At 55.9% G+C, this 3,160-nt stretch carries 2 protein-coding genes; both read left to right on the forward strand.

Annotation, left to right across the window (positions count from 1 at the left end):
- Positions 1–676 (forward strand): hypothetical protein (locus DXD77_RS10445; protein WP_158549140.1); only part of this gene is annotated, 676 nt, incomplete at its 5' end.
- Positions 677–988: 312 nt separating this feature from the next.
- Positions 989–2,989 (forward strand): NAD(+) synthase, encoded by a 2,001-nt coding sequence (locus DXD77_RS10050; protein WP_117564415.1) that lies wholly within the window; start codon positions 989–991, stop codon positions 2,987–2,989.
- The last annotated feature ends 171 nt before the right edge of the window (positions 2,990–3,160 follow it).

The raw sequence follows: 3,160 nt of genomic DNA on the forward strand, positions 1-3,160 counted from the left end.
AGGCGGGGCCGAGGCCGCCTCGATCAATTTGCGAAAGAATCTTGACGGTACCCATATTTCAGAGGTGACCTGGATTCTAGATTCTATTCACGCTGTCAGGTATAAGGGACATTTGACCAAAGTAAAGCGACGGCTAACTAGTCTAAATCCAGCTGATCGAATCTGGCTGGATTCCAAGACCTCTGTCGTGCTCGTTGAGCCATTTGCCTACTTCTATAATTCTGAATACCATCATGTCTATGCTGTTTCCCAGTTGGTATACCTTAAGTTGGCCCGTTTATTGGAGGCCGATTGTAGCATTTCTCTTATTCTTGATCAGGGCGACCTCGAGCTGACAAGGGCGATAGAAGAACTGTTGCATTATGGATTGCTGAATACAAATATCGATGCCGATTATGTAATGCACGATAATGGTTTTCAATTGGTTAAAAGTTCGTTTGTTAAAGAAGTCGGACGCTCAAAAGAGGGGTTAAGAGTACTGCTGAGTTGTGCCACCCATAGAATGTGTGCGGTTAATGATTTTTCGTTCGCTTTGCTTTCGTTGTTTGAAAAGCCGATTACTAAGAACGAGGTGCGCGACATTTTGAAAAAAGAGGGACTATCGGCAAGCGAGGAGCAATTAAACAAGTTGGTTGATAATTGCATGAAAGCAGATATACTACAATTGATTAGATAGAGGAGGTTTCTACATGGACGTTATTAACAAAGATCTCTTGGAGCAACTGAAAGAGTCTCAGGAAGAGGGCGTCGTGGTAGAAGTGTTCGACTTTGAGGACTACATGGATAAATTCTGCCATTAGTTTCGGAATTTACTTGCCTCGCTTAAAGGAGAAGTCGATTATCGATTTCTCCTTTTTTAATTAAAGATATTTTTGGAATACATGCTCTTAGCACAGGTTGGCGTCTCAGTAAACTGGGAGGTTGCTTTGGCTAGCTAGAGATATGTGAACGTCCGTTAGACTGAATCTCAGGGTAGAAGGGGCCTCCAGTGTCCAGATCAACAAGGCAATGCTGCGTTTCGGCTAATAAGAACCATGGCTTTTTGCGTGTGGCGGCGGCGTCGCCGCGGATTCGCGTGGCCGATGTCGAGGGCAATGCCGAGGTTGCGCTGACGGCTGTTCGTGAGGCTGCCGAGCGCGGCGTTCGCGCGTTGGTACTGCCCGAGCTCAACCTGTGCGGCTATACCGCGGCCGACCTGTTCCATAACCGCACGCTGCTGCATGCCTGCGAGGCGGCGCTCGTGCGCATTCTCGATAAAACCCGTGAGCTGCCGATCGTCTTTACCATCGGTCTTCCCGTCGCGGTGGCCGAAAACATCTACAATTGCGCCGCCGTGTGCTGTGCGGGCGAGCTTTTGGGCCTTACGGCCAAAAAGTACTTGCCCAACTACGGAGAGTTTTATGAGCGCCGCTGGTTTGCTCCGGCGCCGGCCGATCCCGTGTGGATTGAATTTGCTGGTCAGGGTCCGGTGCCGCTTGGCTCGGGGCTTGTCTACCGCTGCTGCGATGAAGGTGCCGAGGATCTGGTGCTGGGTGTCGAGGTGTGCGAGGACCTGTGGGTACCGGCGCCCCCCTCGACCGAGATGGCGCTTGCTGGCGCGACGGTGATCCTCAACCCGTCGGCCTCGGACGAGATTATCGGCAAGGCGGATTACCGCCGCAGCCTCATCTCCAACCAGAGTGCGCGCCTGTACTGCGCCTATGCCTACGCGGATGCGAGTGAGGGCGAATCTACGACCGACATGGTCTTTGCGGGCGAGAACCTGATCTACGAAAACGGCTCTAAGCTGGCCGCCACCAAACTGCTTACCTGCGACATGGCGGTTGCCGATGTCGACCTCGATCGTCTGGTTGCCGAGCGCCGTCGCTCGACGACGTGGACGCGCGCGGACGATGCGCCGGAGGCCACGACCGTTGAGTTCTCTTTTGAGGGCGTGTTGGCCGAAGAGTCTGTCCTGCGCGATGCCTGCGATATCGACCGTGTTTTCCCTCGCGCGCCTTTTGTGCCGGCCGACCACGGTGATCTGGCCGAGCGTTGCGAGACTATTCTCAATCTGCAGACTGCGGGCCTCAAGACCCGCCTTGCCCATACGGGTACCAAGGCTGCAGTCATCGGTCTTTCGGGTGGCTTGGACTCCACGCTGGCACTGCTTGTGACCGTGCGTGCCTTCGATGCACTGGGACTGCCACGCACGGGTATCACGGCGGTTTCCATGCCCGGCTTTGGCACGACGCATCGCACCAAGTCGAATGCCGAGTCGCTCGCCCGCGACCTGGGCGTGAGCTTCCGCGAGGTTTCGATTCACGCGGCCGTGGAGCAGCACTTTAGGGACATTGAGCACGATCCGGCCGTGCAGGACGTGACCTACGAGAACAGCCAGGCCCGCGAGCGTACGCAGATCCTGATGGACCTGGCCAACCAGGCTGGCGGTTTTGTCATCGGCACCGGCGACCTGTCGGAGCTGGCGCTCGGCTGGGCTACGTACAACGGCGACCATATGAGCATGTACGCCGTCAACTCGAGCGTTCCCAAGACGCTCGTGCGCCATCTGGTGCGCTATGCGGCCGATGTCTTTGGCGGGCGCATCGCCAAGGTGCTGCTCGATATCCTCGATACGCCGGTGTCTCCCGAACTTCTGCCGCCCACGGGCGACGGCGAGATTGCGCAGAAGACCGAGGATTTGGTGGGCCCGTACGAGCTGCACGACTACTTCCTCTACTACCTGCTGCGTTTTGGCTTTGAGCCCGGCAAGATCTACCGCATGGCGCTCAAGAGCTTTGAGGGTGTCTACGATGCCAAGACCGTCCACACGTGGCTGCGTACGTTCTACCGTCGCTTCTTTGCCCAGCAGTTTAAGCGCAGCTGCCTGCCCGATGGTCCCAAGGTGGGCTCGGTGACGCTCAGCCCGCGCGGCGATTGGCGTATGCCGAGTGACGCCAGCTCGCATCTGTGGCTTGCGCAGATCGACGCACTCAATCCAATTGACTAAGGTTGGCTAAATTGAACCAATACGGGGTTTGCAAGCGTTACACTTTTGCAATCTGATGGCCCGTATCGCGCGGCGCTCTTGTCGGAGCGCCGCGTTTTTTATATCGAAAGGTGGCACCAGGTACCGTCAAGATTCTTTCGCAAATTGATCGAGGCGGCCTCGGCCCCGCCT

Source organism: Collinsella sp. TM09-10AT (assembly GCF_003436275.1).
Lineage (GTDB): Bacteria > Actinomycetota > Coriobacteriia > Coriobacteriales > Coriobacteriaceae > Collinsella.